This window comes from Kineococcus rhizosphaerae, from assembly GCF_003002055.1.
Classification (GTDB): domain Bacteria; phylum Actinomycetota; class Actinomycetes; order Actinomycetales; family Kineococcaceae; genus Kineococcus; species Kineococcus rhizosphaerae.
The window spans coordinates 54,636-80,549 of sequence record NZ_PVZF01000006.1; the positions used below are offsets into that span (position 1 = coordinate 54,636).

Genomic DNA, 25,914 nt, shown 5'->3' on the forward strand with positions numbered 1-25,914 from the left:
CTGTTAGCGCTGACAAAAGTATTGTTCAGAGGCGTTTTCCTCCGATGACCAGGAGCTGGTGCGTGATGTCCTCCCCGGACCTCGGCCTCCACGCCCTCGCTGCCCGCGTCCGGTCCGAGGGGCTCGTGCGCGCCCAGGTCGGGGACACCCGCCTGGTGTGCCTGACCGAGGACGCCTTCGAGCGCCTCACCGGCCGCAGCTCCGGGGACCACGTCCGGGAAAACCCTTCCCCGGCAGTGCACCTGACCCCCCGGGAGGTGCAGGCCCTGCGCCTGGTCGCGGGGGGCCTGACCGCCGCCGAGACCGCCGCCGTCCTCGGCGTGGCCGTCAACACCGTCAGCCAGCACCTCGTGGGTGCGCGCCGCAAGTACGGGGTCTCGAGCACGCGGGCGGCCGTGGAACGGGCCCGCCGCGACGGCGCGCTGTGAGCCTGCGGGGCATTCCCGTCCGCAGGTCACGTCATTCACAGGGTGTTCAGGGAATTCCTCCGCAGGAGGCCGTTCCCCGGGTCCGGTGGCGGACCCCCTGGGTCTCCAGGGGTCCGCGCGCCCTCAGACGAGCCTGCGCTCGGAGTGCGTCAGCCGGACCATCAGCACCGTGGAGATCACGTCGCGCGACGCCACACCGCGCCGCACCCGCCGACCGTCCTCGGTGACCACCACTTCCGGGGCCTGGACCCCGATGACCTGCAGGGCGTGCGCCGCGCCGCGCGGCAGCACCTGCCCGGGCCGCAGGGCGGCCAGTTCCGCCCGGGTCGCCTCCGGCAGCTGCTGCCACCAGGCCACCACCGTCGGGTCCGGTTCCCTGCGCACGTACCCGGTGCCACCCCAGGCACCCACCTCCTCCTGCTCGTCGTGTCCGTGCCGTCCGTCGTCGGTGCTCACCCCCGCACTGTGCGGTAGACGGCCCGTTCCTGCCCGTCGAACCCCCGTTCGGGCGATCCCGCCCGGGGCCGGGCGGACCGATCTGACAGGGGTGGGCAACGTCACCGAGGCGGGCGGGCCGTCGTGCTGACGGTCCTGGTCGTGCTGCGCACCCTCGTCGTCGCCGGAGCGCTGGCCCTCGTCTGGCGGCGCACGCGGCGCGACCGCGTCGCCCAGCCGGCGTGGCGGTCCTACCGGGCCGGGTTCGTCCTGCTGACCGCCTGCAGCCTGCTGGAGGCCGTCTTCGTGGTGGCCGGCACCCCCGTCGGGGCCGCCGGGCTGGTCCTGGCGGTGCCGCTGCGGCTGGCCAGCAGCGTCGCCAGCTTCCACCTCTACCGCGGGGTCGCGTCCTGGTTCCGGCTGCAGGAGAAGACGCGGCCCGCGGGCCGCGTCGACTGGCTCGTCGGCGGCAGCTGCATCCTGGGCGCCACCGGGGTCGTGAACGTCCTGGTCGACGTCCCGCCGGGTCTGGCCGGGCTCGCCGACCAGCTCCGCTGGCTGCACGTCAGCTCGATCGTCGTGCTGCTGTCCGCGCTCGTCGTGGCGGCCTGGTCGATGCCGCGGCAGATCGCCGGCCGGGCCCGCGGCATCGCCGTGACCGTCGCGTACGTCCTCCTCACGCAGGTGCTGTACGTCGTGACCGGGCCGCGCACCGACGTCGTCGTCGCGGCGTGGACCGGCTGGGTGCTCCTGGCCGTGGCCTTCGGCGCCCTGTCCCTCCTGCCGCCCGCCACCGTCCCGCGCCGGCACCCGTCGGCCTTCACCGTCCCCGCCACGAGCCTGCTCGGGCTCGTCCTCGGGCTGGTGGCCGTGGTGGGGGCCGGGTTGCACGTGGCGCCCCGGCACTGGGCGCTGGGCTTCGGCACGGCCGCCGTCGCCGGGTCGGCCGTGCGCCTCGTGCGCCTGGTCCGCGACCTCGCCGACCACGACCGGGCCCGCCGGCAGGCCACCACCGACGACCTGACGGGACTGGCCAACCGGCGCGAGTTCATGGGCCGCCTGGCCGCCGAGACCGCCCGGCGGCACCCTCTCGGGGTCCTGCTGCTCGACCTCGACCGGTTCAAGGAGGTCAACGACCAGCACGGCCACGCCGTGGGGGACGAGCTCCTGGCCGCGACCGCGGTGCACCTGGAGCGGGCCCTGCCCGCGGGGGCCCTGCTGGCGCGCCTGGGCGGGGACGAGTTCGCGGCGATCCTGCCCGGGGCCGACGTGGACGCCGCGGTCGCCGCGGCCGCCGACATGCTGACGGCCGTGGCTGCGGTGGACGTCAGCGCCAGCGTGGGGGTCGCGACCTCGACGGGTGCCGACGCCCTGTCGGGCACCGAGCTCCTGCGCCGCGCCGACGCCTCCATGTACGCCGCCAAGGGCGGCGGTCTCGGGGTCGCCGTCCACGACGACGACGCCGACCGCGCCTGGCGGGCCCGGGTGGAGCTGTCCGACGAGCTGCTCCTGGCGCTGGGGCCGGACGCCCCCGCGAGCGCCGCCGAGCAGTTCGAGGTCCACTACCAGCCCCAGGTCGACACCGCGGACGAGGTCGTCGGTGTCGAGGCCCTCGTCCGGTGGCGCCACCCCCGCCACGGGCTGCTGGCCCCGGGCGCCTTCCTGGACGTCGTCGAGGAACGCGGGTTGCTGCCCGCCCTCACCGTGCACGTGGCCCGCCGCGCCGTCCGCGACCTCGCCGGGTGGCACGCGGCCGGTCACGACCTGCGGCTGGCCGTCAACACGTCGAGCACGTACCTGGCCGACCCTGAGCTGCTGCGGCTGCTCGACGAGCTCGTCGCCGGCGGCACCGACGCGGGCCACCTGGTCGTGGAGGTGACCGAGACGTCCCTCATGAACGACCCGGACAGGGCCCTGGCCACGTGCCACGAGATCACCGCCCGCGGTGTCGCCCTGAGCATCGACGACTTCGGGACGGGGTACTCCTCGCTGGCCTACCTGGCGAACCTGCCGGCCACCGAGGTCAAGGTCGACCGGACGTTCACCTCCCGGGCGCTGCAGGACGAGCGCATCGCCGCGATCGTGGCCGGCACGGTGGAGCTGGCGCACCACCTCGGCCTGCGCGTCGTGGCCGAGGGCGTCGAGGACCCCGCGACGCTGGACCTGCTGCGCCGGCTGGGCTGCGACGAGTCGCAGGGGTACCTGCACAGCCGCCCGGTGCCGGCCGGGGAGTTCCTGTGCTGGCTCCAGGCGCGGTCGCGTCCACGGACCCCGGCCCGCGCTCAGCTCTGAACGGCCTCGCGCACCGACCCGTCCGCCGCGGCCAGGGCCGTGCGCGCCTGGTCCACCGGGCACCCGCGCAGCGCCGCCACGAGCGCCGTCCGCAGGTCGCCGTCGGCGGCGGCCAGCAGGTCCGCCGCCTCCTGCGGGGGCAGCCCCGTGGCCTCGACGAGGATCCGGCCCGCCCGGTCGTGGAGCTTGGCGTTGGTCGCGGTCACGGCGACCATGAGGTTCGACCACGTACGCCCGAGCCCGACCATGACGGCCGTCGAGAACCCGTTGAGGACGAGCTTGGCCGTCGTGCCCGCCTTCAGCCGCGTGGAGCCGGTCAGCACCTCGGGCCCGGTGTCGGCCACCAGGACGTGGTCGGCCAGCGGGCCGAGCGCGGGGTCGGGGACGTTGGCCAGCAGGGCCGTGACCGCCCCCCGCCGCCGTGCCGCGCGCAGCGCCCCGCCCACCCACGGCGTGCGCCCGGAGGCCGCGACGCCGAGCGCGACGTCCCCGGGGCGCAGGTCCGAGGCCGCCCGCTCCCCCGCCCCCGCGTCGTCCTCGGCCCCCTCGACCGCCTCGGTGACCGCCCGGGCCCCGCCCGCGACGTGGGCCACGACCCGGCCCGGTTCGAGGGAGAACGTGGGCCCCAGCTCCGCGGCGTCGAGCACCGCGAGCCGCCCGGAGGTCCCGGCCCCGAAGTAGTGCACCGACCCGCCGGCCCGCAGCGCGGCCACCGCCACGTCCACCAGGCGCGCCAGGTCCGGCAGCAGGGGCTGCACCGCGGCGACCGCGGCCCGGTCGGCGGTGTGCAGCAGCGCGAGGACGCCCGCGGAGCCGACCCGGTCCAGGTCGGTCGTCGCGGGGTCGCGCCGTTCGGTGGGCAGCCGGTCCGTCGAGGTCACGGCCCCACCCTGCCGCACGGCGGGGCGGCGGGGCGGGTCAGCTCAGGGCCAGCAGGCGCAGCAGCCGTTCGACCTCGGCAGCGACGGCCTCGCGCCCGGGGGCGACGTACTTGCGGGGGTCGACGAGCTCGGGCCGGTCGGCCAGCACCTCGCGCACGGCGCGGGTGAACAGGCCGTTGAGGTGGGTGGAGACGTTCACCTTCGTCATGCCGGCCCGCACGGCCGCGGCGAGCTGGTCGTCGGGGACGCCGGAGGAACCGTGCAGCACGAGCGGGACGGGGACGGCGGCGGCGAGGGCGGCGACGAGGTCGAGGTCGAGCGCCGCGGTCCGCTCGGTCATGGCGTGCGAGCTGCCGACGGCGACGGCGAGGCTGTCGACCCCCGTCGCGGCGACGAACTCGGCCGCCTCGCCCGGCTCGGTCCGCGCCCCGGGGGCGTGGACCCCGTCCTTGCCGCCGACCTCGCCGAGCTCGGCCTCGACGGGCACCCCGTGGGCGTGGCAGAACTCCGTCACGCGCCGGGTGCGCTCGACGTTCTCGGCGTGCTCGAACCGCGAACCGTCGTACATGACGGTGTGCACGCCGCGCTCGACGGCCTCGCGGACGAGGTCCTCGTCGTCGGCGTGGTCGAGGTGCACGAGGGCCGGGACGGTCGCGGTGCGGGCGATCTCCAGCGTCGCCAGCAGCAGCGGGGCGAGTCCCCCGTGGTAGGCGGCGCAGTTCTGGCTGATCTGCAGGACGACCGGCAGCCCGGCCCGCTGGGCGCCGTCGACGATGGCCTCGGCGTGCTCGAGCAGGACGACGTTGAACGCTCCGAGGCCGCGCCCGGCGGCGCGGGCGTCGGTCAGCAGGGTCTGGGTAGGCACGGGGTTTCCGTTCTCGTGGAGGGGTCGTCGTGGAGGTCGTCGAGGCGTGCGGACAGCTCGGGCAGGTCGGCGGGGTCGATCTCCCCGGCCCCGGGGCGCAGGACGGCGGCGGCCCCCAGCAGCGCGGCCCAGCGCAGGGCGGTGGCCGGGTCGGTACCCGCGACCCAGCCCGCGGCCAGGCCCGCGGTGGCGGCGTCGCCGGCGCCCGTGGGGTTCCCCGTGACGCCGGGGACCGCGGACTGGCGCACCCGGCCCGCGGGCCCGGTGGAGACCAGGCCCGCGGCGCCGTCGGAGACGACGACCCGTCCGGCCCCCAGGGCCAGGAGGCGGTCCACGGCGCCGTCGAGGTCGGGCGCGCCGGTCGCCTCGCGCGCCTCCTCGGCGTTGGGCTTGAGCAGGTCGGCCCCGGCGCGGGCGGCGTCGAGCAGCGCCGGGCCGCTGACGTCGACCAGGACGCGGGCCCCGGCGGCGCGGCCGGCGGCGACCAGCGCGCCGAGGTCGGCCGCGCCCCGCGGCAGGGACCCGGAGACGACGAGCACGTCCCCCGGCGCGCAGGCCCCGACGGCGGCGGCGACCACGCGCGAGGCGTCCTGCGCGCTCAGTTCCGGGCCGGGTTCGGCCAGGACGGTGGGGTGGGCGACGTCGTCGACGACGGTCACGGTGCTGCGGGTGGTGCCCTCGATCCCGACGGCGGTGCAGCCGATCCCCGAGCGGTCCAGTTCCGCGGCGATCCAGCGCCCGGCGTCGCCCCCGAGCGGCTGGACGGTGTGGACGGCGAACCCGAGGGTGTGCAGCACGCGGGCCACGTTGAGCCCCTTGCCGCCCGCGCGGTGCAGGACCGAGCGCACGCGCACGGTCTGGCCGACGAGCTGGCGGTCGACCCGGTAGGTGACGTCGAGGGCCGGGTTGGGCGTGACGACCACGACGCGGCCCGACGGGGAGGTCACGAGGCGTCCCCGGCCAGCAGGGCGGCCCCGCGGGCGGCGGCGGTGTCGCCGTGCGCGGCGGGCACCAGGCGGGGCACGCGCAACCCGGGCAGCAGGGCGGCGAGACGGGCGCGCAGGGGGTCCAGCAGCAGGTCCCCGGCCAGGGCCAGCCCACCGCCGACGACGAGGACGGCGGGGGCGACCACGGCGACCAGTCCGGCCAGGGACTGGCCCAGGACGTCCACGGTCTCGGCCCACACCCGTTGCGCCGCAGGATCTCCCTCGTGGACCGCGCGGGCGACGTCGACGGCCCCGGGCAGCCCGGCGCGGCGGGCGGTGGCGCTCGCGGAGGCGACCTGCTCGGTGCGCAGTCCGCGGAACGGGCCGTCGGCCAGGACGAGCTGGCCGATCTCGCCGGCGAAACCCCCGGCGCGCAGCGGGACCCCGTCGACGAGGACGGCCGCGGAGACCCCGGTGCCGACGGGCACGAACGCGACGACGCCCGCAGCGCCCGCGGCGGCGCCGGTGCGGGCCTCGGCGACGGCCCCGGCCCGCACGTCGTGGCACACGAGCGCACCCGGTCCCAGCAGGTCGCCGAGCAGGTGGCCGACGGCGACGTCGGCCCAGCCGAGGTTGGCGGACAGCACCGCGGTCGCGGTGGTCTCGTCGACGACGCCCGGCAGGGCCACGCCGACGGGCGCCCCGGGGCGGTGGCCGAGGGCGCGGGCCACCTCGGCGACCACGGCGACGACACGGCGGCCGTCGGGGTCGGGCGCGGGGGTGGGGGCGCGGTGCTCGGCCAGGACCGCGCCGTCGGGGGCCAGGGCCAGACCCTTGACGGTCGTGCCGCCGACGTCGATCCCGATCCGCACCCGCCCACCTCGCTTCTCTGATCGATTCTGATTGAACTGACCGTATTCTGATCAGGGTCGAGCACCTACGTCAATGCCCCGCCGTGCCATCCTGGGGGTCCCGGTCCCCGGGGAGCCCCCGACCGAGGAGTACGCGCCATGACCGCCCAGCAGCGCCTGAACCGGGTGCTCGAGCTCGTCACCGAGCGCGGGAACGTCACCATCGCCGAGGTGTCCGGGACCCTGGGCGTCTCGACCGCGACCGCCCGGCGCGACCTGAACCTGCTGGCCGAGCAGCGCCTCGTCACCCGCACCCACGGCGGCGCCGCCGTGCTGGGCTCGGGGTACGAGCTCCCGCTCCAGTACAAGATCCCGCGGCAGGCCGAGGCCAAGCTCGCGATCGCCCGCGCCGTGGCCGAGCTCGTCGAGCCGGGGGCGTCCGTGGGGCTCAACGGCGGCACCACGACGACGGAGGTGGCGCGGGCCCTGGGCTCGAGCGAACGGTTCGGCTCGGTGGGCGTCACCATCGTCACGAACGCGCTGAACATCGCCTACGAGCTGTCGGTGCGCGAGCACGTGAAGATCGTCGTGACGGGCGGGGTGCCGCGGGCGAAGTCCTACGAGCTCGTCGGGCCGCTCGTGGGCTCGGCGCTGCGCGACTTCTCCCTCGACCTCGCGGTCCTCGGGGTCGACGGGCTCACGGGCCGCTTCGGCGCGACGACCATCCACGAGGGCGAGGCCGAGGCCAGCCGGCAGCTCGCGGCCGTCGCGGGGCGGGTCGTCGTGGCCGCCGACGCCACCAAGCTGGGACGCACCACGTTCGCGCGGATCTGCCCGCTGGAGCGCATCGACGTGCTCGTCACCGACGGCCCGGTCCCGGCCGAGCAGGCCGCCGACCTGGCGGCCGCGGGGGTCCGGGTCGTCGAGGCCAGGCCCGCGCGCTGAGCCCAGCGCACCGCCAGGGGCCCCGGACCGCGTCCGGGGCCCTTCGTGTTTCCGGGGTGTTTCACCTCCCCGCACCCTCTGGTGCTGTCGTCCCCTGACGGCTACCGTCACTTCATGCTCGTTTCAGGCGTGTTCGTGACAAGTTCGCTCAAGGGTGAGGCGAGGTGATCAACCGCGACCTGTCCGTGGCCGTCATCGGCGTCGGGGCCCGGGCCGAGATCGGGCAGCACGTGCCGCGGGTCCGGCCCGGCTCGCGCGTCAGCGCCGTCGCCGACACCACGCAGGCCGGCCGCGACCGCGCCGCGACCGCCTTCCCCGGGGCGACGGTCTTCGCCGACCACCGCGCGCTCCTGGCCGGCGTCGACGTCGACGCCGCCGTCGTCACCACCCCCGACCACACCCACGCCGACATCGCCGTCGACCTGCTGCGCGCCGGGGTGGCGGTGTACCTGGAGAAACCCCTCGCCACGACCCTGGCCGACGCCGACCGCGTCCTGGCCACGGCCACCGAGACCGGCACCCCGCTCTACGTCGGCCACAACTTCCGGCACGCGGACGTGGTGCGCACCATGAAGGGCGTCGTCGAGCGCGGTGAGATCGGCGAGGTGCGCGCCGTGTGGGTGCGCCACTTCGTCGGCCACGGCGGCGACTACTACTTCAAGGACTGGCACGCCGACCGCCGCCGCACGGGGACCCTGCTGCTGCAGAAGGCCAGCCACGACCTCGACGTCGTGCACCACCTCGCCGGCGGCTACACGCGCCGCGTCGTCGGCATGGGCGACCTCATGGTCTACGGCGGCATCACCGACCGGCGCGAACGGCCCGGGGAGACCATGCCGGACTGGTTCTCCATGGACAACTGGCCGCCGGCCGCGCAGACCGGCCTGAACCCCGTCGTCGACGTCGAGGACGTCTCGATGGTCCTCATGGGCCTGGACAACGGGGTGCTGGCCAGCTACCAGCAGTGCCACTTCACCCCCGACTACTGGCGCAACTACACCGTCATCGGCACCGAGGGCCGGCTGGAGAACTTCGGCGACACCGCCGGCGGCGTCGTGCGCGTGTGGAACCGGCGGCACGAGTGGACCGCGGCCGGCGACCGCGAGCACCCGATCGGGGGCGTCACCAGCGGCCACGACGACGCCGACGTCGCCACCATGGCCGAGTTCCTGGCCCACGTCGCCGAGGGCACCCCCACGCTCGTCTCCCCCGTCGCGGCCCGCGAGGCCGTGGCGACCGGGGCGCTGGCCGCCGAGTCGCTGCGCTCGGGGTCGGTCCCGCTGCAGGTCCCCGACCTGCCGGACGCGGTCGTCCGGCACTTCTCCACCACCTCCGACGAAAGGGTCCTCCCGTGACGACGACGACTGAGAACACCGCCCGTCCGTCCGCCCCCAGCCGCCGCACCGCGCTGGCCGGCGCCGCGAGCGTCGGCGTCCTGGTCACGACCGCGGCCTGCGGCGGCGGTTCCAGCGACGGGCCGGCCGCCGACACCGGGTACGAGACCCCGTCGGCGGACCTCAAGGCCAAGATCACCTACGGGTTGTGGGACCAGACCCAGGTCGCCGGCCTGCAGAAGAACATCGACGCGTTCACCGCGAAGTACCCCGGGGTCGAGGTCGCGCTCAACGTCACCCCGTTCTCGGAGTACTGGACCAAGCTGCAGACCCAGGCCTCCAGCGACACCCTGCCGGACCTGTTCTGGATGAACGGGCCGAACTTCCAGCTCTACGCCTCCAACGGCAAGATCGCCCCCCTCACCGGCGCCATCCAGGCGGGCGCCGTCGACCCGGGGAACTACCCCTCGGCGCTGGTCGACCTCTACAGCTACGACGGGGTCACCTACGGCGTGCCCAAGGACTTCGACACCATCGGCGTGTGGGTGAACACCGACCTGTTCTCCCGGGCCGGGGTGCCGCTGCCGACGGCGGAGTGGACCTGGGACGAGTTCCAGGACACGGCCGTGCGCATCTCCCAGGCCCTGTCCGCGCAGGGGATCTACGGGGCGGCCGGCGGCATGGACGGGCAGACGACCTACTACAACACCATCTTCGAGGCCGGCGGCGAGGTCATCGCCGACGGGAAGTCCGGGTACGCCAGCACCGACTCCGTCGCCGGGCTGCAGTTCTGGACCGACCTCATCGCCGCGGGGGGTTCGCCCAGCATCCAGCAGCTCACCGACACCACGGCCGACCAGTGGTTCACCTCCGGCAAGCTCGCGATGTACTGGGGCGGCAGCTGGTTCCGCGCCGCGCTGACCGACACCGACCTCGCCGGGAAGGTGCAGGTGCTGCCGCTGCCTAAGGGCACCGCGCAGGTCACCGTCATCCACGGCGTGTCCAACGTCGTGGCCGCCGGGACGAAGAACAAGCAGGCCGCCCAGGCCCTGCAGGTGTTCCTGGCCGGGAAGGAGGCGCAGCAGCAGCTCGGCAGCGCCGGCACCGTCATCCCCGCCTTCAACGGCACCCAGGGGACGTTCGCCTCCTCGATGCCGGGCACCGACCTGCAGCTGTTCCTCGACGCCGTCGACTACTCCAAGCCGCTGCCGGTCAGCAAGAACACCGCCGCGTGGAACGCGCTGGAGACCGACCTGCTGCCCGACGCGTTCTCGGGCGCCAAGCCCGTCGGCGAGGTGGCGAGCGACCTGGCGCAGAAGATGGACAAGGCCCTCGCCGGTGAGTGAGGCCCTGCCGGCCCGGGCGTCCGCGCGCCGGCCCGCCCGACAGCGCCGCGTCCGGCGCGACGGCGCCTGGCCGTGGTTGTTCGTCGCCCCGCTGGCCCTGGGGGTCGCGGTGTTCTACCTGTGGCCCATCGTGCAGACGGCCTGGTACTCGCTCACGACGTTCGGCGTGTTCGGCGGGACCACGTTCTCGGGGCTGGAGAACTACGCCGAGATCCTCAGCGATCCGACGCTGTACCGCTCGCTGGTGAACACGTTGCTCTACACGGCGATCGTCCTGCTCAACATCCCGATCGCCGTGTACCTGGCGGCCCTGCTGAACCTGCCCGGCCTGCGGTTCGCGGCGTTCTACCGCGTCCTGTACTTCCTGCCCTACGTCGCCATGCCGACCGCTGTGGCGATGGTGTGGCGCATCATCTTCAACGGCGACTTCGGCATCCTGAACTGGGTCCTGGGCCTGGCCGGGATCGACGGCCCCTACTGGATCAGCACGCCGTGGGCCTCGATCGTCGCCGTCGCCGTCGTGGGGTTGTGGTCCTCGCTGGGGTTCTCCCTCATCGTCCTGTCCGCCGGGCTGAAGAACGTCCCGCCGGAGCTGTACGAGGCGGCGCAGCTGGACGGGGCGAGCCGGTCGCGGCAGTTCCGGTCCATCACGGTCCCGCTGCTCACCCCCAGCATCTCGTTCCTGGCCGTGGTGACCGTCATCGCGGGGTTCCAGCTCTTCGACCTGCTCTACGCGATCCTGGGGACGACCAACCCGGCGCTGCCCAAGAGCCTGTCCCTCGTCTACTACTTCTACCGGGCGGGTTTCGTGGACAACGACAAGGGGGTCGCCGCGGCCACGGCCATGGTGATCCTCCTCCTCGTCGGCCTGGCCACGGCCGTCCAGTTCCGGCTGCAGCGGCGGTGGGTCCATGGTTGAGCAGCTCGAACGCGTCGCGGCCCCGACCCGGCGCGACCTGGCCCGGGCGCAGCGCCGCCGGGGCGGCTCGCACGTCGTGGCCCACCTGGTGCTGGGTGCCGGGGCGCTGGTCATGGCGTTCCCGTTCCTGTGGCAGATCGTCATGTCGCTGTCCACGAACGCCGAGGTGCAGAGCGTCACCCCGTCGTTCTGGCCGGCCCACCTGCAGTGGGGGAACTACGCCGCCGTCTTCGAGCGGCTGCCGTTCCTGGAGCAGTTCCGTACGTCGGTGGTGATCACGGTCGTCCGGGTCCTGGCACAGATCCTGTTCTGCACCGCCGCCGGGTACGCCTTCGCGCGCATGCGCTTCCGCGGCCGCACCGTCCTGCTGGCGGCCGTGCTGTCGATCCTCATGGTGCCCTCGCAGGTGTACCTGCTCTCGCAGTACCAGATCATCGCCGACCTCGAGCTGCTCGACAGCCTGGGCGGCCTGGTCCTGCCGGGGTTGTTCAGCGCCTTCGGGACGTTCCTCATGCGGACGGCCTTCCTGGGGATGCCCGACGAGCTGGAGGAGGCCGCCCGCCTCGACGGGGCGAACCCGTTCCAGGTGTTCTGGCGCGTCATGCTCCCGCTGGCCCGGCCCACGATCAGCGTCCTCGCCATCACCTCGACGCTGTGGAGCTGGAACGAGCTGCTGTGGCCGCTGGTGGTCTCGACGTACGCCGAGCGGATGCCGCTGTCGGCGGGGCTGGCCACGCTCATCAGCGACCGGACCACCGACTACCCCGTGGTGATGGCCGCGAGCCTGCTGGCCATGGCCCCCGTGCTCGTGCTGTTCGTGGTGCTTCAGCGGCGCGTCATCGACGGGCTGGCGAGCTCGGGGCTGAAGTAGGGCGGTCACCGTCGCGGTCCTGGTCGTCCTGCACCCGGAGCACGACCGCACGACGTGACCCGTGGTCACCGGCGGGTCGCTGCCGGCAAGGGGTCAGTGCGTCTCGTCGCGGGTGGACGGTGGCGCGATGAGTTCGATGAGTCCCCCTCGCGGACCCTCGAGGTAGGTGATCCTCGTACCGGCACGTGAGCCGGTGCTCATCAGGTGCGGCGATCCGACTGCGCGCCAGCCGTGCCGGCCGCAGACGCCGACGACTTCCTCGAGATCGTCGACCACGAGGGCGATGTGGACGGCACCGGTTCGCGCGGGGTCGCTCGCTCCGGTGCGGGGGTGCGGCGGGCTGTACTGCAGGAGCTCGATGCGATGAGCGCCGAGAGTCACGGTCGCCGCGCGGATCGTCGATCCCTGGACGCCGGTCGTACCTCGCGTGACGGTCTCGTCGAGCGTGAAGGAACGTTCGAGCGTGAACCCGAGGCCGTCGCACCACATGGCGAGGGCGTCCTCGAGGTCGGGGACGGTCAGGCCCGCGTGCGCGACGTCCGTGACCGGACGGGAACGGTGCATGCCGCCAGTGTGGCTGTGGCGCGTGGCGGGGTGGCCGCGGGGCCACCGTCAGCCTGCCGGCGGGCGAGCACCGCGCCCGCGGGCAGGGCCGGATCGGGCGAGCCCCCGCTCACCCCTGCCGGGTCGGCCGGATCGTGAGGTCCCCGATCTCGACGTCCTCGGGCTGGTCGATCGCGAAGGCGATGGCCCGGGCCACGGCGTCGGGGTCCAGCCCCAGCTCGGCCATGTCCTGCTGCATCCGCTCGCGCAGGCCGGGGTCGTCGACGGCGGAGTCGATGAGCTCGGTCCGCACGTAGCCCGGGGAGATCGACGTGGTCCGCAGGACCCCGTCGGTGCTCTCCTGCCGCAGAGACTCCAGCAGGGTCCGCACCGCGTTCTTCGTCCCGGCGTAGACCGCCTGCGCGGGGACGATCTTCAGCCCTGACGTGGAGACGACGGTGACGAGGTGACCGGTGCCCTGGCGGCGGAACACCGGCAGGGCGGCGGCGATGCCGTGCAGGACGCCCTTGACGTTGACGTCGACCATCGCCGACCAGCCCTCGACGTCGAGGTCCGCGACCGGGCCGACCCTGCTGATCCCCGCGTTGCCCACCAGGACGTCGAGGCGGCCGAACCGCTCCAGCGCCCGGTCGACGAGCGCGCGCAGGTCCCCGGGGGCGGTGACGTCCACGCGCACGGCCGCGGCGCGCCCGCCGGCGGCGGCGATCTCCTCGACGAGCCGGTCCAGCCGGTCGGTGCGGCGGGCGCCGAGGACCACGGCGGCGCCGCGGGCGGCGAGGTGGCGGGCGGTGGCCTCCCCGATGCCGCTGCTGGCCCCGGTGATGGCGATGACCTTGTCCTGGATGGTCACGGTGGCTCCCCACGTAAGGTGGACACATGTCCGGATACGTCGACGACCATAGCGGACACGTGTCCGCTTCCGCCACCGGTGACGATCCCCGCCGGGCGGACGCCCGGCGCAACCGCGAGCGGATCCTGGACGCGGCCCGCGAGCAGCTGCGCGGGCCCGGGGAGCTGAAGCTCAACGCCGTGGCCAAGGCCTGCGGCATCGGGCAGGGGACGCTGTACCGGCACTTCCCCACCCGGGAGGACCTGCTCGTCGAGGTCTACCGCCACGACGTCGACGACCTCGTCGCCGCTGCGGCGGACCTGCTGTCGACCCGAGGCCCCGTCGAGGCGCTCGCGGCCTGGTTCGAGCGCGTCGCGGCCTACGCCCGGGTCAAGACCCACGTCTTCGCGGCCGTGGAGGCGGCGACGTGGCGCGACCTCGCCGCCCACAGCCTCGGCCCGATCGGCGAGGCGGTGGAGCGGCTGCTGGCCGCCGGCCGGGCCGACGGGAGCCTGCGCGCCGACGTCGAGGCCCGCGACGTCATCGTGCTGATCAGCTGGCTCTCGCGCCTGGACGACGCCGAGCTCGACGCACGGGGCCCGCGGTTGCTGGCGGTGCTGCTCGACGGGCTGCGGACGCACCGGGCCTGACCGGTGCGCCCGGGTGCGCCCGGTCAGACCACCGGTTCGGCCCCGGCCCGGCGCATGGCGTACAGCGCGCTGCCCAGCCCCGGGTCGTGCAGGGGTTCGCGCAGGTCGTAGGAGGTGCCCGCCAGCGCCGCCCGGAACTCCGCGAGCACCACGGGCGCCTCGAACAACCCGCCCGAGTACGACACCGGGACCACCTCCCCCGCGGTGTGGCCCAGCGCCCGCGCGGTGGCCTCGACGAGTTCGAGCAGTTCGGCGGCGGCCGCGCGCACGATGCCCAGGGCCCGCTCGTCCCCCGCCTCGGCGCACGCCGTGACGGTCCGGGCCAGCCCGGCGATCCGGGTGCGCTGGCCCTGCCAGCGGTCGACGACGACGCCGATCGCGTCGAGGTCCTCGGTGATGTCCAGTTCGGTGCGCACGGCGTCGTACAGGCCCGTGCGCGGTTCGCGGCCGTCGGCCATCCGGGAGAACGCCGCGAGCCCCTGGACGGCGACCCAGTAGGCCGAGCCCTCGTCGCCGAACAACTCGCTCCACCCGCCCGCGCGGTGGGCGACGCCCGCGCGTTCGCCGTAGGCGATCGACCCCGTCCCGGCCACGACGTTGATCCCGTCGTGCCCGCCCAGGGAACCGGCCCAGCCGCTGACCATGTCGTTGCCGCACACGTATCGGTCGTGGCCCAGGACCCGGCCGGGCAGCGCGTCCAGGGCGGCGACGTCCGCGCTGGCCTCCCCGTACCCGGGGAAGGCGAAGAACGCGTGCGCGACGTCCCCGGGGTCGATCCCCGCGGTCACGTTCCCGACGCCCGTGCGCAGGACCTCCTCCACGGCCTCGAGCCCGGCGCCGCCGAAGTAGTAGCTGGTCGGCTGCCGGTCCTGGGCGACGATGCGCCCCTGCGCGTCCACGAGGACGAACGCGGTCTTCGTCCCGCCGCCGTCCATGCCCAGGTAGTAGCTCACCGGACGGGCAGTTCGTGGATGCGGACGCCCTGCACGACGCGGTTGACCGTCCCGTCGGGGAACGGGTTGTCCGGGTCGCAGCCCTGCCGCACCGAGGCGCCCAGGGCCAGGAGCTGGGAGAACGTCGCCAGCGCCACGGCCCGCAGGCCGTCGGGCAGGCCGTCGAGGCCCGGCACGGCGAAACCACCGTCCGCGCCCAGGTGCACGACGCGGCCGGGGTGGTCGGCGCGCAGCTCGGCGACGATGTCGGCGTCGTACTGCGCGGTGTAGGGGTCGGCCGAGGCGTGGACGACGACGAGGGTCCGGTCGTCGACGATCGACTTCGGCCCGTGCCGGAACCCCAGGGGGGTGTCGTGGAACGCCGCGACGCGGCCCGCGGTGAGCTCCAGCAGCTTCAGCGCGGACTCCTGCGCGAGCCCCTTCAGCGGTCCGCTGCCCAGGTGCACGACGCGGTGGGGCGCGGAGTCCAGGAGGGCCTCGACCTCACCGGCCCGGTCGATGAGCGAGGACGACGCGGCGGCGAGCGCGTCGACGGCGCCCAGGCCGGCGGGGTCGAACGCCAGCAGCGCCGCCAGGAGCATGGTGGAGAAGCTGGAGGTCATCGCGAAACCCCGGTCGTGCGTCTGCTCGGGCAGCAGCAGGACGAAGGAGCCCGCCGCACCCTGGTGCTCGCGGGCCAGCTGCCCCTGCTCGTTGCACGTGACGACGAGGTGGTGGGCCTGCGGGGCGAGGCGGTCGACCAGCCGGGTCGCGGCCAGGCTCTCGGGGCTGTTGCCCGAGCGGGCGAAGGAGACCAGCAGCACGGGCAGCGGCTCGGCCAGCGCCCCGCGCGGGTCGGCGACGAGGTCGGTCGTGGCGACGGCGTCCACCCGCCGGCCCAGGACCGGGCGCAACGCCTCGGCGGCGATGTCGCCGATGAACGCCGACGTCCCGGCGCCGGTGAAGACGATCCGCAGGTCCTCGCGGGCCAGGACGGGTTCGAGGAAGGCGGCGAGCTCGCCACCGCGCCGCACCAGCCCGTCGCGCAGCTCGCGCCAGGCGCCGGGTTGCTGACGGATCTCGGAGTGGGTGGCGCTGAGGGACACGTCACTGGTCACGGGGGTGGTCACGGGGTTCTCCTGCGGTCGGTGCTCGGTGGGGTTCACGGGGTGCTCAGCCCTTGAGGCCGGCGGAGGCCATCGTCGCGACGAACTGCTTCTGGGCGAGCAGGAAGAGGAGCATGAGGGGCAGGGTGGCGACGACGTTGCCGGCCATCAGCAGCGACCAGTCGGTGCGCCGGGTGCCCTGGAAGTTCGTCAGCCCCAGCTGGAGGGTGAAGTTCTGCTCGTCGTTGATCGCGACCAGCGGCCAGACGAGGTCGTTCCACGAGCCCAGCAGCGTGAAGATCGCCAGCGTCGCCATGGCGGGCCGGGCCAGCGGCAGCACGATCCGGAAGAAGACCTGCAACCGCGAGCAGCCGTCGATGCGGCCGGCCTCCTCCAGCTCGGCCGGCAGCGACAGGAAGAACTGGCGCATGAGGAAGATGCCGAAGGCCGAGGCCAGCCAGGGGACGATCGCGGCCCCGAGGTTGTTCACCAGGCCGAGCTTGGCGAACATCACGTACGTCGGGATCATCAGCAGCTGCGAGGGGATCATGATGGTCGCCAGGATCGCCAGGAACCCGAACGTCCGCCCCGGGAACCGCAGCCGCGCGAAGCCGTACCCGGCCAGCGAGCACAGCACGAGGTGGGACACGATCGACGTCGCGGACACGACGGCCGTGTTCAGCAGCCAGCGCAGGATCGAGGACTCGGCGAACAGCTTCTCGTAGCCGGACAGGGTCAGGTGCGAGGGCAGGAACGCCGGCGGGAACCGGTTGATGTCCGACGCCGGGGTCAGCGAGGTCAGGAACATCTCGACGAACGGCAGCATGAACAGCAGGGCGACGGGGACCAGCAGCAGGTGCCAGGGGCTGAATGGCAGCCGCCGGCGCGGGCGGCGGGTGAGGGCGGTGGTGGCGGGGGCGAGCCCCACGGTGGACGTGGTCACGCGGTCCTCCCGGCGCGGCGTTGGGCGAGGGTCACGACGACGGTCACCGCGAGGGTGACGAAGAACAGCGCGTAGGCGACGGCTGAACCGTACCCGAACTGCAGCTTCTGGAACGCCGTCGTCCAGATCTGGTAGACGATCGTCTGGGTGGCGTCCAGCGGCCCGCCGCGCGTCGTGGCGTACACGAGGTCGAACAGCTGCACGGCCTGCAGGGTCTGGTAGATCCCGACGAAGGTCGTCACGGGCCGCAGCTGCGGCCACACGACCCGCCAGAAGATCTGGGCCGACCCCGCCCCGTCGATGCGGGCCGCCTCGATGGTCTCGCCCGGGATGTCCTGCAGGGCGGCGAGGTAGATGACCGTGGTGAACGCGGCCTGGCCCCACAGCGACATGATCGTGATGACGACCATCGCCTGGTGGCTGTCCTCCAGCCACCCCTGCTGAGGCAGGTGCAGGACCCGCAGCACGTTGTTGACGAGCCCGAACTGCGGGCTGAACAGGTAGGTGGTGAGGATGCCGGTGGCCGCGGCGGAGGCGACGAACGGCACGAACACGGCCGTCCGGTACAGGCCGATGAAACGGATCCGGCGGTTGAGCGCGGTGGCCAGCAGCAGCCCCAGCAGCAGGGACGCCGGGACGAACATGACGGTGTAGAGCAGGGTGTGCAGGACGGCGCCGCCCAGGGCCGCGTCGGTCAGCAGGTCCTGGTAGTTCTGGGTCCCCACCGCGGTCGGGGGGCTGAACCCGTCCCACGAGCGGAACGACAGGACCAGCGCCCAGATCCCGGGGAACAGGGTGAGGCCACCGACGACGACCAGGGCCGGGGCCACGAAGCCCCAGCCCGCGAGGGCCTCGCCCGTCAGCCGCCGGCGGGGCCGGCGGGTGGGGGCCGTCTGCGGCCGGGAACGCACTCCGAGGGTCGTCACGTCGTTCCCCTAACCTTGTCGCAGAGCTTTGTCGGCGGCCTGCGCGGCGTCCTGCAGCGCGGCCTGCGGGGTCCCCTGGCCCTGCAGGACGTGGGCGACGGCGTCGCCGACGGCCTCGGACAGCCCGTTGTACCCGGGGACGGTGGGCCGGGAGTGCTTGGCGTTGGCGGCGTTGGCCTGCATGACGTCCAGACCGGGCAGTTCCCGGGCCTGGGCCAGGAAGGCCTCGCTGGTCGCCTCGCTGGAGCGCAGCGGCAGGTTGCCGACGGCCACGTTGAACTTCTCGTCCTGCTCGGGGGAGGTCAGCCACCGGGTGAACTGCGTCGCCCAGTAGGCCCGGTTCACGTCGTGGTTGTCGAACAGCGTCCACAGGTCCGGGCCGGAGACCGTCTCGTGGTTGCCGTCCGTGCCGGGGAGCTGCACGACGCCGTAGGAGGTGCCGGCCGTCTTCAGCGCGGACAGCTCCCACGGCCCGGAGGTCATCATCGCGACCCGGTCGCTGGCGAAGAGCTGGGCGAACTTCGTGTCCGTCTGGTCCAGGTAGACGCTGCGGTCGTCGACGGCCATGGCGCGCAGGAAGCTCAGCGCCTCCACCCCGGCCGGGGAGGCGAAGGCCGACCGCTTCCCGGAGCCGTCGAGGACCTCCCCGCCGTTCTGCCACAGGTGCGGCCACAGCTGCCAGGTGGTCTCCTCGCTGCCGGACACCGAGTAGGCGTACCCGTACGTCTGGTTCGCCGGGTCGGTGAGCTCGCGCGCCGCGGCCCGGAAGTCGTCCCAGGTCCAGTCGGGCGTCGGGTACGCGACGCCGGCGCGGTCGAAGACGGTCGTGTTGTAGAACAACGAGATGTTGTCCACGACCGCCGGGAACCCGATGGTGCGCCGGCCCGTGGGGCGCGCCGTCTCCCGGGCGGCCTGGGTGAACTCCTCCCAGTGCACGTCGGGTTCGGCCACCTCGTCGGTGATGTCGAGGGTCCGGCCGGACCGTTCGAGCTGGCTGGCCCACGAGCCGAACGTGTAGGAGATGTCCGGGGAGTCGTTCGCGGCGAAGGAGGCGGCGAGCTTCTGCAGCAGCTCCTCCGTCGAGGAGGCCCCCGGGGACAGGTCGATGCTGACGTTGGGGTGCTGGCGCTCGAACTCGCCGGCGAGCTCCTCCAGGAGGCTCTGGGCGTCGTCGCTCTGACCGGTCCAGAACGTGAGGTGGACCTTGGCGGCGGTGTCCAGGACGGTGATCTCCGGCTTCCCGCACCCGGTGGCCAGGGACACGGTGAGCAGGGCTGCGGCGGCCAGGGCCGCCCTGCGGGGTACGGGCACCAGGAACTCCTCCGGTCGTGGTGGTGGGCTCAGAGCGCGTTCGCCGGCAGCGTCTCGCGCAGCGGTTCGGGCAGCAGGTCGCCGTGGGCGACGACGAGGTCGTTGCACATCGCCCAGATCTGCTCCGGGGTGAGCGTCGAGCTGGCGTTGGGGTCGACGAGCACGGCCTGCCGCAGCAGGCGCGGGTCCCCGGTCCGGGCGGCCTCGACCGTGAGCTCGGCGACCGAGACGTAGGGGCGGTTCACGGCGGCCGCCTGGACCGGCAGCGCCCCCATCGGGACCGGCTCGACGCCGCGCGCCCCGACGGTGGTGGGCACCTCGACGACGCACCCGGCCGGCAGGTTGTCGACGAGCCCGCGGTTGACGACGTTGGCGTGGATCTCGCGCTCGGTCCCCGTCACGAGGGAGTGGATGACCTGCGGGGCGTACTCCGAGGCCCCCTCCTCCAGCGCCAGCAACTCCCCCGCGGCGAGCGCCTTCTCGGCGGCGTGGAACTCGTCGACGTTCTCCTGCGAGATCCGCAGGTACTCCGACGGTTCGAGCCGGTACCGCTCGACCTGCTCGGGCGAGCGCAGGAACCAGGGCAGGTACTCGCTGGAGTGCTCGCTGGTCTCGGTGGGGTAGTAGCCGACGCGGCGGAAGATCTCGACGCGGACGCGGCGCTGGAGCTCGGGGTCACCGGCGATGCGCTCGCGCAGCAGCGGGTACAGGTCGCGGCCCTCGTGGGTCCACTCCAGCAGCCAGGCCTGGTGGTTGACGCCGGCGGCGCGGTACCGGGTGTCCTCGACGTCGAGCCCGAGGAGCCCGGCGAGGTCGTGGGCGGTCCAGTACACGCTGTGGCACAGGCCCAGCGCGGTGAGCTCGGGGGCGACGACGCTGGTCCACCAGACGTTGGCGGCCATCGGGTTCGTGTAGTTGAGGAACACCGCGTCCGGCGCGACCTCGCGCAGGTCGGCGGTGAGCCCGGTGAGGAACGGGAACGTGCGCAGGGCGCGGAAGACGCCGCCGACGCCGGTGGTGTCGCCGATGGTCTGGCGCAGGCCGTAGCGGGCGGGGATCTGCAGGTCGTGCCGGGTGGCCTCGATGCCGCCGATCTGGACCATGTCGACGACGAAGTCGGCGTCGGCCAGCGCGCGGCGCCGGTCGGTGGTGGCGCTGACCCGCAGCTCGCCTCCCGGGGCGGAGCCGGAGGCCCGGCCCAGGCGCTCGGCGACCTGGTGGGCGGTGCCCTCGGCGACGGCGAGCCGTCGTTCGTCGATGTCGAAGAGGGTCAGGTCGAGCGGGCCGAGGTCGTCGAACCGCAGGAGGTCGGCGACGAGCTGCCGGGTGAAGACGACGCTGCCGGCTCCGACGAAGGTGACGCGAGTCATGGGGCGATGGTGAGCGAGGATGAGCGACGGCTGCAATGATCTGAGCGAAGCGCTCAGAATTACTGATCGGATTCCCAGTGACGACGCCTCCCCTCCCCCAGGCCGGCTCCGGCAAGCGCTCCCGCCGGTTGCTCGCGGTCCTGCGCCTGCTCGGCGAGCAGGAGTCGGTCGGCCTGCACCGGCTCGTCGACGAGCTCGGCGTCTCGGTCGCCACCGTCCGCCGCGACCTGGCCGACCTGGAGGCGCAGGGGCTGCTGACCCGGACCCACGGTGGCGCCCGGACCGCCGCCGCGGCCGTCGAGGTCCCCGTCCGGCTGCGGGCCGGCACCTCCCACCACCTCAAGGAGCTCATCGCGCGCCGGGCCGCCACGTTCCTGCCCGAGGGCCCGTACGCCGTGGCGATCGGCGGCGGGACGACGGCGGCCGAGGTCGCCCGGGCGCTGCGCTTCCGCCCGGACCTGACGATCGTGACGAACTCGCTCACCACGGCCGGGGAGATCGGGTCCCGCCCCAACCTGCGCGTCCTCATGACCGGTGGGGTCGTGCGGCCGCACTCCTTCGAGCTCGTCGGGGTGCTCGCCGAGAACACGTTCACCGCGCTCAACGTCGGCACGGCGTTCCTGGGGGCCGACGGGCTCAGCGCCGAGGGCGGGGTCACGACGCACGACGAGACCGAGGCGCGGACGAACGCGGCGATGATCCGCAGCGCGCAGCGCACCGTCGTGGTCGCCGACTCCTCCAAGGTGGGCCGGGTGACGCTGGCCCGGGTCGCGGCTCTGGACGGGATCGACGACGTCGTCACCGACGAGCACGCCGACCCGGGCGAGCTGGAGCGGATGCGGGCGGCGGGGGCGCGGGTCCACGTCGTCGGCGACCGGGACCGGAGCGGTCCTGTGGACTGAGGCGGGCCACGACGTCGAGAACGCGCGACCGGCTCCGTCCCCGGGGTACGACAGCGAGCGAGGCTCGCACGACACGAGGGAGACCACGATGGCCAAGTACCTGCTCCTGAAGCACTACCGCGGCGCGCCGGCACCGGTGAACGACGTCCCGATGGACCGGTGGACGCCGGAGGAGGTGGACGCGCACATGGCGTACATGCGCGACTTCGCGGCCCGCCTGGAGGGCACCGGCGAGTTCGTCGACGGGCAGGCCCTGTCCCCCGAGGGCACCTTCGTCCGCTACGACGGCGAGGGACGCCCGCCGGTCACCGACGGCCCGTTCGCCGAGACGAAGGACCTCGTCGCCGGCTGGATGGTCATCGACGTCGACAGCTACGAGCGTGCGGTCGAGCTCGCCGGGGAACTGTCCGCCGCCCCCGGCGCCGGTGGCCGCCCGATCCACGAGTGGCTGGAGCTGCGGCCCTTCCTCACCGAGCCGCCCACCGTCACCGAGTGAGGATCACCGGATGATGGACGAGACCCTCGTCCGCACCCTGATCCCCGCCGTCCTGACCGTCCTCGTCCGCCGCGGCGCCGACTTCGCGGCGGCCGAGGACGCCGTCCAGGAAGCCCTCGCCGAGGCGTTGCGGACCTGGCCCGGGCAGCCGCCGCGGGACCCGAAGGGGTGGCTCGTCACCGTCGCGTGGCGCCGGTTCCTCGACGCCACCCGCTCGGAGACCTCCCGGCGCCGGCGCGAGGAACTCCTGGACGCCGAACCGGGACCGGGGGCGGTCAGCTCCACCGACGACACCCTGCGGCTGTACTTCCTGTGCGCGCACCCGTCGCTGTCGCCGTCCTCGGCCGTGGCGCTGACGCTGCGCGCCGTGGGCGGCCTGACGACCCGGCAGATCGCGCAGGCCCACCTCGTGCCGGAAGCGACGATGGCGCAACGCATCAGCCGCGCCAAGCGCACCGTCGCGGGGGTCCGGTTCACCGAACCCGGGGACGTGGCGACCGTGCTGCACGTGCTGTACCTGGTGTTCAACGAGGGGTACTCCGGCGACGTGGACCTGGCGGCCGAGGCGATCCGGCTGACGCGGGAACTGGCCCGGGCCGTGGACCACCCGGAGGTGGCCGGGTTGCTGGCCCTGGAGCTGCTGCACCACGCGCGGCGGGCCGCCCGCACCGACGCCCACGGCGCGCTCGTCCCGCTCGCCGAGCAGGACCGCTCCCGGTGGGACACGGCCCTGGTCACCGAGGGCGTGGCGATCCTGCAGGGGGCGCTGGCCCGCGACCGGCTGGGACCGTTCCAGGCGCAGGCCGCGATCGCCGCGCTGCACGCCGACGCCCCCAGCGCCGCCGAGACCGACTGGGTGCAGGTCGTCGAGTGGTACGACGAGCTCGTGGAACTCACCGGCAGTCCCGTCGCGCGGCTGAACCGCGCCGTCGCGGTGGGCGAGGCCGACGGCGGGCCGGCCGGGCTGGCGGCCCTGGCCGGTCTCGACCCCGGCCTGCCCCGGTACGTCGCGGTGTGCGCGCACCTGCACGAGAAGGCCGGTGACCTCGCCACCGCCGCCGCCCTCTACGCCGAGGCGGCCCGCCGGGCCACGAGCACCGCGGAGCGCGACCACCTGGTGAAGCAGGCGGCGCGGCTGAACGGCTGAACCTCCCTCACCCGGCCACGTCCAGCGCGTGCAGCAGCTCGTCGCGGCGGACCAGGTCCAGGGCCAGCGTCCGGTACCCCACACCCTCGAACAGCACGGTCACGCGGTCGTCCTCGTAGTGCATGACCTGACCCGCTCCCCAGTCGCCGTGCTCGACGCTGGAGCCGACGGCGAAGGGTTCGTCCCCGGCCTCGTGCTCGCGCGCGGTGCCCGCCCGGCACGTGTCGCAGTTGCCGCAGCCGGCGTCGAGCTGCTCCCCGAAGTACCCCAGCAGGAACTGCCGACGGCAGGCCGCGGTCTCGCAGAGCGCGCGCATCATCTCCAGCCGCGAGCGTTCGACGCCGCGCTGACGCTCGGAGACCGCTACCGCCGCTTCGGCGGCCGGAGCGGGCTTCGGTGCGCCCGGGGGCACGAGCAACCGCCCCCGGCCGTCCTCGGTCAGCGCGCCCACCTCGGTGAGGAGGTTCACCGCACCCGCCAGCCGGGAGGCGGTGACGCCCAGCTCGCGGCGCAGGTCACCCGGTTCGACGGGCCCGGCGTGGGCCCGCACGGCGGCGGCGGTCTCCTGCAGGGGCCCGACCTTGGCGACCGCGGAGGAGAAGAACGTGCGCAGGCCCAGGTCCTCGGGACGGTAGAACAAGGTCGCCACCGCCGGGGAGCCGTCGCGGGCCGCCCGGCCCACCTCCTGGTAGTAGCTGTCCGGGGAGTCCGGGACGGTGGCGTGCACGACGGCGCGGACGTCGGGTTTGTCGATGCCCATGCCGAACGCCGTGGTCGCCACGACGACGTCGAGGTCGCCGTCGACGAACCGGCGCTGGACGTCGTCGCGGTCGGCCCGCCTGCGGCCGGCGTGGTAGAAGTCGGCGCCGGGGATCTGTCCGGCGATCTCCTCGGCCGCGGCCCGCGTCGCCACGTAGACGAGCGCGGATCCCCCGGCGACGGCCACGGCGTCCAGGACACCGGCGCGCTGGACGTCGGCGTCGGCGCAGTGCACGACGCGCAGGTCGATCTCGGGACGGTCGAACCCCTCGACGAGGACCAGCGGGTCCTGCAGGTGCAGCCGCGCGATGACCTCGGCCCGGACCTGCGGACTGGCGGTCGCCGTGAGCGCGACGACCGGCGGGTTCCCCAGCCGGGCCCGGGCCGACCCGAGCTGCAGGTACAGGGGCCGGAAGTCGTGGCCCCAGGAGCTGACGCAGTGCGCCTCGTCGACCACCAGCAGCCGGGGTCCCAGCGCCGCGAGCTCGTCGACGACCTCCTCGCGCGCGAGCTGCTCGGGGGCGAGGAAGACGAACCGGGCCGATCCCGCCCGCAGGTCCTCGCGGGCCTGCCGCCACGCCGCGGCCGACATGGCCGAGTTCAGCATCACGGCCCCGAGGTCGCCGCCCGCGCAGTCGCCGCCCGCGCAGTCGTCCGTCAGGCCGTCGACCTGGTCGCGCTGCAACGCGATGAGCGGGGAGACGACCACCACCGGACCGTCCAGCAGCAGGGCCGGGACCTGGTAGACGGCCGACTTGCCCGCGCCGGTCGGCATGACGGCCAGGACGTCGCGCCCGGCCAGGACGGCCCGCATGGCCTCCTCCTGGCCGGGCCGCAGCGCCTCGTACCCGAACGCGTCCCGGGCGACGCGGAGCAGGTCGTTCACGGCGTGGGCATGCCGCCGTTGACGTTGAGGACCTCACCCACGACGTAGCTCGACTCGGGCGAGGCCAGGAACACGTACGCAGGAGCGAGTTCGGCGGGCTGGCCCGCGCGACCCAGCGGCGTCGAGGTGCCGAACTCCGGCATGGCGTCGTCGGGCTGACCGCCCGCGACCTGCAGCGGCGTCCACACCGGCCCGGGGGCCACGACGTTGACGCGGATCCCCTTCGGCGCGAGCTGCTGCGCCAGCGCCTGCGAGATCGTGATGATGGCCGCCTTCGTCGTGGCGTAGTCCACGAGGTTCGGTGACGGCTGGTAGCCCTGGATGGAGGCCGTGTTCACGATCGTCGAGCCCGGCGGCAGGTGCGGGACGGCCTCCTGCACGATCCAGAACAGCGAGTGGACGTTGGTGCGCATGGTCTCGTCGAACTGGGCCGAGGTGAGGTCGGCGATGTCCTCGACGTGCTGCTGCTTGCCGGCGACGTTGGCGACGAGGTCGATCCCGCCGAGCTCGCGCACCGTGGTCGCGACCAGGCTGCGGGCGAACTGCTCGTCCGTGAGGTCGCCGGGGGCGAGCACGGCCTTGCGGCCGGCCTCCTCGACCAGGGCGGCGACCTCGCGGGCGTCGCTCTCCTCGGCGGGCAGGTAGGTGAGGACGACGTCGGCGCCCTCGCGGGCGAAGGCGATCGCGGCGGCCCGGCCGATACCGGAATCGGCGCCGGTCACCAGGGCCTTGCGCCCGGTGAGGCGGCCGGTCCCGCGGTAGGTGCTCTCGCCGTGGTCCGGCTTCGGCGACTGCTGCGAGGCCAGGCCGGGGCCGTCCTGCGGTTGGGGTTCGAAACCACCCTGGTGGTAGAGGGTCACGGGGTTGCTGAAGGTGAACTGGTCGGTCACCGTTTCACCGTAGGCAGACCCTGGGGGATCTGCGCGTTCACCCGTTCAGGTGGCGGACGGGCCCGCTGTCGGGTCTGCTGGGACTCCCGACACGACTCCGAGGGAGAGCA

General features: G+C 74.0%; 26 protein-coding genes. 11 read left to right on the plus strand and 15 right to left on the minus strand.

The features are described 5' to 3' along the window. Positions 1-65 precede the first annotated feature (65 nt). Entirely contained in the window at positions 66-428 is a 363-nt protein-coding gene (locus CLV37_RS28090; protein ID WP_106210886.1) for a response regulator transcription factor, read from the plus strand. Positions 429-551: 123 nt separating this feature from the next. Here the strand turns inward: CLV37_RS28090 and CLV37_RS12745 are convergent, their stop codons facing one another. Next, on the minus strand, positions 552-884 hold the full coding sequence (locus CLV37_RS12745; protein ID WP_106210888.1) for a hypothetical protein: 333 nt from the start codon (positions 882-884) through the stop codon (positions 552-554). 123 nt (positions 885-1,007) lie between these two features. On the opposite strand from CLV37_RS12745, the gene CLV37_RS12750 reads away from it, so the two are divergent. Further along, the gene (locus CLV37_RS12750; protein ID WP_106210890.1) at positions 1,008-3,155 is read left to right on the plus strand and encodes a putative bifunctional diguanylate cyclase/phosphodiesterase; all 2,148 of its coding nucleotides are present in this window, start codon (positions 1,008-1,010) and stop codon (positions 3,153-3,155) included. On the opposite strand, the gene CLV37_RS12755 is transcribed toward CLV37_RS12750, so the two are convergent. From CLV37_RS12755 to CLV37_RS12770, 4 genes are read right to left on the minus strand one after another with little or no spacing between them, the layout of a single operon-like run. Further along, positions 3,146-4,036, minus strand: a complete 891-nt coding sequence (locus CLV37_RS12755) for an N-acetylmuramic acid 6-phosphate etherase (protein WP_106210892.1) — start codon at positions 4,034-4,036, stop codon at positions 3,146-3,148. The two genes, CLV37_RS12750 and CLV37_RS12755, sit on opposite strands and share 10 nt — an antisense overlap. A 37-nt stretch (positions 4,037-4,073) precedes the next feature. Next, a complete protein-coding gene (locus tag CLV37_RS12760; protein WP_106210894.1) occupies positions 4,074-4,901 on the minus strand; it encodes a class II fructose-bisphosphate aldolase in 828 nt (275 codons plus the stop codon). After that, complete coding sequence (locus tag CLV37_RS12765; protein ID WP_106210896.1) at positions 4,880-5,848, minus strand: 1-phosphofructokinase family hexose kinase; 969 nt, start codon at positions 5,846-5,848, stop codon at positions 4,880-4,882. Before CLV37_RS12765 ends, CLV37_RS12760 begins: the two co-directional genes overlap by 22 nt. Beyond that, positions 5,845-6,699 carry an ROK family protein gene (locus tag CLV37_RS12770; RefSeq protein ID WP_106210898.1) on the minus strand — a complete coding sequence of 285 codons (855 nt, stop codon included), beginning with the start codon at positions 6,697-6,699 and terminating at the stop codon, positions 5,845-5,847. The genes CLV37_RS12765 and CLV37_RS12770 overlap by 4 nt, the downstream gene beginning before the upstream one ends. Positions 6,700-6,837: 138 nt before the next feature. Here CLV37_RS12770 and CLV37_RS12775 point away from each other — a divergent pair, with 138 nt between their 5' ends. The 5 genes from CLV37_RS12775 to CLV37_RS12795 all read left to right on the plus strand — a co-directional run bounded on the left by CLV37_RS12775 (position 6,838) and on the right by CLV37_RS12795 (position 12,093). Continuing rightward, positions 6,838-7,623, plus strand: coding sequence for a DeoR/GlpR family DNA-binding transcription regulator (locus CLV37_RS12775; RefSeq protein ID WP_106210900.1), 786 nt, complete (start codon positions 6,838-6,840; stop codon positions 7,621-7,623). Between the two features lie 164 nt (positions 7,624-7,787). Continuing rightward, on the plus strand, positions 7,788-8,978 hold the full coding sequence (locus tag CLV37_RS12780; protein ID WP_106210902.1) for a Gfo/Idh/MocA family protein: 1,191 nt from the start codon (positions 7,788-7,790) through the stop codon (positions 8,976-8,978). Beyond that, entirely contained in the window at positions 8,975-10,303 is a 1,329-nt protein-coding gene (locus tag CLV37_RS12785; RefSeq protein ID WP_106210904.1) for an ABC transporter substrate-binding protein, read from the plus strand. The genes CLV37_RS12780 and CLV37_RS12785 overlap by 4 nt, the downstream gene beginning before the upstream one ends. Continuing rightward, positions 10,296-11,222 carry a carbohydrate ABC transporter permease gene (locus tag CLV37_RS12790; protein WP_170127239.1) on the plus strand — a complete coding sequence of 309 codons (927 nt, stop codon included), beginning with the start codon at positions 10,296-10,298 and terminating at the stop codon, positions 11,220-11,222. The genes CLV37_RS12785 and CLV37_RS12790 overlap by 8 nt, the downstream gene beginning before the upstream one ends. Next, positions 11,215-12,093 carry a carbohydrate ABC transporter permease gene (locus tag CLV37_RS12795; protein WP_106210906.1) on the plus strand — a complete coding sequence of 293 codons (879 nt, stop codon included), beginning with the start codon at positions 11,215-11,217 and terminating at the stop codon, positions 12,091-12,093. The genes CLV37_RS12790 and CLV37_RS12795 overlap by 8 nt, the downstream gene beginning before the upstream one ends. 93 nt (positions 12,094-12,186) lie before the next feature. Here CLV37_RS12795 and CLV37_RS12800 read toward each other — a convergent pair whose 3' ends face one another. Then, complete coding sequence (locus tag CLV37_RS12800; protein ID WP_106210908.1) at positions 12,187-12,657, minus strand: VOC family protein; 471 nt, start codon at positions 12,655-12,657, stop codon at positions 12,187-12,189. Positions 12,658-12,766: 109 nt separating this feature from the next. Then, on the minus strand, positions 12,767-13,507 hold the full coding sequence (locus tag CLV37_RS12805; RefSeq protein ID WP_106210910.1) for an SDR family oxidoreductase: 741 nt from the start codon (positions 13,505-13,507) through the stop codon (positions 12,767-12,769). A gap of 26 nt (positions 13,508-13,533) precedes the next feature. Here CLV37_RS12805 and CLV37_RS12810 point away from each other — a divergent pair, with 26 nt between their 5' ends. After that, entirely contained in the window at positions 13,534-14,136 is a 603-nt protein-coding gene (locus tag CLV37_RS12810) for a TetR/AcrR family transcriptional regulator (RefSeq protein WP_106210911.1), read from the plus strand. A gap of 23 nt (positions 14,137-14,159) precedes the next feature. Here the strand turns inward: CLV37_RS12810 and CLV37_RS12815 are convergent, their stop codons facing one another. Genes CLV37_RS12815 through melA form a run of 6 tightly spaced genes read right to left on the minus strand, consistent with a single transcriptional unit; the run spans position 14,160 to position 20,724 of the window. Continuing rightward, positions 14,160-15,089, minus strand: coding sequence for an N-acetylglucosamine kinase (locus tag CLV37_RS12815; RefSeq protein WP_211298607.1), 930 nt, complete (start codon positions 15,087-15,089; stop codon positions 14,160-14,162). Continuing rightward, positions 15,086-16,198, minus strand: a complete 1,113-nt coding sequence (locus CLV37_RS12820) for an SIS domain-containing protein (protein ID WP_106211353.1) — start codon at positions 16,196-16,198, stop codon at positions 15,086-15,088. Before CLV37_RS12820 ends, CLV37_RS12815 begins: the two co-directional genes overlap by 4 nt. Before the next feature lie 43 nt (positions 16,199-16,241). Then, positions 16,242-17,117, minus strand: a complete 876-nt coding sequence (locus CLV37_RS12825) for a carbohydrate ABC transporter permease (RefSeq protein ID WP_245885390.1) — start codon at positions 17,115-17,117, stop codon at positions 16,242-16,244. Next, complete coding sequence (locus CLV37_RS12830; protein ID WP_106210913.1) at positions 17,114-18,043, minus strand: carbohydrate ABC transporter permease; 930 nt, start codon at positions 18,041-18,043, stop codon at positions 17,114-17,116. The genes CLV37_RS12825 and CLV37_RS12830 overlap by 4 nt, the downstream gene beginning before the upstream one ends. Positions 18,044-18,052: 9 nt before the next feature. Continuing rightward, positions 18,053-19,354: an extracellular solute-binding protein gene (locus CLV37_RS12835; RefSeq protein ID WP_211298608.1), complete on the minus strand. Its 1,302-nt coding sequence runs from the start codon at positions 19,352-19,354 to the stop codon at positions 18,053-18,055. 29 nt (positions 19,355-19,383) lie between these two features. Continuing rightward, positions 19,384-20,724, minus strand: a complete 1,341-nt coding sequence (melA, locus tag CLV37_RS12840; protein WP_106210915.1) for an alpha-galactosidase — start codon at positions 20,722-20,724, stop codon at positions 19,384-19,386. Positions 20,725-20,801: 77 nt separating this feature from the next. Here melA and CLV37_RS12845 point away from each other — a divergent pair, with 77 nt between their 5' ends. From CLV37_RS12845 to CLV37_RS12855, 3 genes are all read left to right on the plus strand, one after another. Further along, entirely contained in the window at positions 20,802-21,626 is an 825-nt protein-coding gene (locus tag CLV37_RS12845) for a DeoR/GlpR family DNA-binding transcription regulator (RefSeq protein WP_106210917.1), read from the plus strand. A gap of 88 nt (positions 21,627-21,714) precedes the next feature. Continuing rightward, positions 21,715-22,122, plus strand: coding sequence for a YciI family protein (locus CLV37_RS12850; RefSeq protein WP_106210919.1), 408 nt, complete (start codon positions 21,715-21,717; stop codon positions 22,120-22,122). Between the two features lie 13 nt (positions 22,123-22,135). Beyond that, positions 22,136-23,269 carry a DUF6596 domain-containing protein gene (locus CLV37_RS12855; RefSeq protein WP_106211360.1) on the plus strand — a complete coding sequence of 378 codons (1,134 nt, stop codon included), beginning with the start codon at positions 22,136-22,138 and terminating at the stop codon, positions 23,267-23,269. A 7-nt stretch (positions 23,270-23,276) separates the two neighbouring features. On the opposite strand, the gene CLV37_RS12860 is transcribed toward CLV37_RS12855, so the two are convergent. Together CLV37_RS12860 and CLV37_RS12865 are read right to left on the minus strand one after the other, a co-directional pair. Next, positions 23,277-24,914, minus strand: coding sequence for a RecQ family ATP-dependent DNA helicase (locus CLV37_RS12860; protein WP_106210921.1), 1,638 nt, complete (start codon positions 24,912-24,914; stop codon positions 23,277-23,279). After that, entirely contained in the window at positions 24,911-25,804 is an 894-nt protein-coding gene (locus CLV37_RS12865; RefSeq protein ID WP_106210923.1) for a glucose 1-dehydrogenase, read from the minus strand. Before CLV37_RS12865 ends, CLV37_RS12860 begins: the two co-directional genes overlap by 4 nt. Between the last annotated feature and the right edge of the window lie 110 nt (positions 25,805-25,914).

Coding starts and splice junctions, on each gene's coding strand:
- CLV37_RS12855 (WP_106211360.1), top strand. CDS start 22,136: ATGGACGAGACCCTCGTCCGCACCCTGATCCCCGCCGTCCTGACCGTC.
- CLV37_RS12800 (WP_106210908.1), bottom strand. CDS start 12,657: ATGCACCGTTCCCGTCCGGTCACGGACGTCGCGCACGCGGGCCTGACC.
- melA (WP_106210915.1), bottom strand. CDS start 20,724: ATGACTCGCGTCACCTTCGTCGGAGCCGGCAGCGTCGTCTTCACCCGG.
- CLV37_RS28090 (WP_106210886.1), top strand. CDS start 66: ATGTCCTCCCCGGACCTCGGCCTCCACGCCCTCGCTGCCCGCGTCCGG.
- CLV37_RS12810 (WP_106210911.1), top strand. CDS start 13,534: ATGTCCGGATACGTCGACGACCATAGCGGACACGTGTCCGCTTCCGCC.
- CLV37_RS12850 (WP_106210919.1), top strand. CDS start 21,715: ATGGCCAAGTACCTGCTCCTGAAGCACTACCGCGGCGCGCCGGCACCG.
- CLV37_RS12795 (WP_106210906.1), top strand. CDS start 11,215: ATGGTTGAGCAGCTCGAACGCGTCGCGGCCCCGACCCGGCGCGACCTG.
- CLV37_RS12775 (WP_106210900.1), top strand. CDS start 6,838: ATGACCGCCCAGCAGCGCCTGAACCGGGTGCTCGAGCTCGTCACCGAG.